Origin of the sequence: uncultured Aquincola sp., assembly GCF_964001545.1 — a bacterium.
GTDB lineage: Bacteria > Pseudomonadota > Gammaproteobacteria > Burkholderiales > Burkholderiaceae_C > Aquincola.
Genome location: NZ_CAXFDV010000510.1, coordinates 1 through 1,853, shown reverse-complemented (window position 1 = coordinate 1,853; position 1,853 = coordinate 1). Strand labels below are relative to the sequence as shown.

Annotated in this window: 3 protein-coding genes; all 3 read left to right on the top strand. The window is 71.8% G+C overall.

The annotated features are described in order from the left end of the window. Positions 1 to 109 (top strand): type VI secretion system baseplate subunit TssF (locus ABNT58_RS17305; protein ID WP_348754688.1); only part of this gene is annotated, 109 nt, incomplete at its 5' end. After that, complete coding sequence (gene tssG / locus ABNT58_RS17300; RefSeq protein WP_348754687.1) at positions 109 to 1,185, top strand: type VI secretion system baseplate subunit TssG; 1,077 nt, start codon at positions 109 to 111, stop codon at positions 1,183 to 1,185. The genes ABNT58_RS17305 and tssG, both read left to right, overlap by 1 nt. A 40-nt stretch (positions 1,186 to 1,225) precedes the next feature. After that, on the top strand, positions 1,226 to 1,853 hold a 628-nt coding region (locus ABNT58_RS17295), incomplete at its 3' end, for a type VI secretion system ImpA family N-terminal domain-containing protein (RefSeq protein ID WP_348754686.1).

Here is a 1,853-nt window from a genome sequence, read left to right as displayed (position 1 = left end):
GGCCCGCCACGTGGCCATCAACACCTTTGTGCAGACGCGGCTGCACAGCATGCAGCGCGGTGAAGTGGCGCATTGGCCTGTGCGCATGGGTCAACGGGGAGGGGTGTGATGGCGCCGCCTTCCGACCACCCGGCGCCGGACTGGCCGCAGGCGCTGCGCGACGCCAGCCACGCCCCTTGGCGCCACCAGTTCCTGGGCCTGCTGCGCAGGCTGGCCGTGCACGAGGGCCGGCAGTCCGGCGCACCGCCCGTGGGCCTGGCCCAGCGCCCGCAGCAAGAGGGGCACCGGCTGGGCCAGCAGGCCAGCCTGGCGTTTGCGCCGCGTGAGCTGGCCAGCGTCACGCTGGAGCCCGGCCTGCCGGCGCAGTTGCGGCTCTTCGGCCTGGGCGTGCTGGGGCCCAACGGTCCCTTGCCGCTGCACATGACCGAACGGGTGCGTGAGCGCAGCGAGTCGCGGCGCGACGACACGCTGGCGCACTTCATCGACCTGTTTCACCACCGCTACTTCAGCCACTTCTACCGGGCCTGGGCACAGGCGCAGTCGGCCGCCGGGCTGGACCGCGCCAACGACGAAACCTTCACCCGCTACATCGCACGCCTGGCCGGCGACGAACCGGCTGAAGTGCAGGGCAGTGCGCTGGCACCGCATGCGCGTTGGGCCGCCAGCGCGCACCGCATTCGCAGTGCGCGAGACCCCGATGGCCTGGTCAGCAGCCTGTCGCGCTATTTCGGCGTGCCCGTGCGGCTGTGCGAGTTCCAGCTGCACTGGGTGCCGCTGGACACGGTGGACCAGACGCAGCTCGACCATCCGCGCGCTTCCGGCGTGCTGGGCCAGGGCGCCGTGGCCGGCGAGTTCATCCCTGACCGCCAAAGCCGCTTCCGCCTGCAGATCGGCCCGCTCGATCTGCCCGGCTACCTGCGCCTGACGCCCGAAGGCGAAGGCAACGGCCAGGACCTGCCCGCCCTGGTGGAGCTGGTGCGCAGCTTCATCGGGCTGGAGTACGAGTGGGAGGTCGAGCTGCTGTTGCTGGCCGACTCGGCGCCCCCTTGCGTGCTGGGCGACGGCGCCTTGCTTGGCTGCTCGAGCTGGATGGGCAAGGACGAGCGACACGGCCGCCAACACGTCACCGGCCTGGTGATGCAGCCGGAGCGGTGCCTGCGCCCGGCCAGGCAGGCCGCCACCTGAACCGCACTTTTTGAACCCCAGGCTTGACCGCCATCGCGCCATGAGCAACCCCCTGCAAAAGATCATCCAGGCCGTCGCCCACGCGATGGCGCCCAGCCCCGTGCGCGTGGACGTGCCCAGCGAGTGGCTGGCGCCCATCAGCCCCGAGGCGCCCAGCGGCCCCTGGCTGGAATACGACCCCGAGTACGCGGTGCTGGCCGCGCGCCTGGCGCCGCGGGCCGACGTGCAGTACGGCAGGTTCAAGAACAGCGCCGCCGAGCCCGAGTGGACCGACATCGAGCGCGACGCCCGCCGCCTGATGCTGCGCAGCAAGGACATCACGGTGCTCATCTGGTGGGCGCGCTGCCGCACCCACCAGGCCGGCGCTGGTGGGTTGTTGCAGGGCCTCAGCGCGCTGCAGCAGGTGTGCGAACGCTTTGGTGACAGCCTGCACCCGCAACTGGTGATCGAGGGTGACCGCGACCCCCTGGTGCGGGCCAATGCGCTGGCGGCGCTGTGCGACCCCGAAGGCCTGCTCGACGACGTGCGCAACATCGTCATCGTCGGTAGCAGCGCGCACCGGCTCACGGTGCGCGACGTGGAGCGCGCCCTGGCCGTGCCGCGCCTGCCCACCGCGCCCGAGCCCGAGGCCGTGCAACGCCAGCTGCAGGACCTGCATCAGCGCCGCG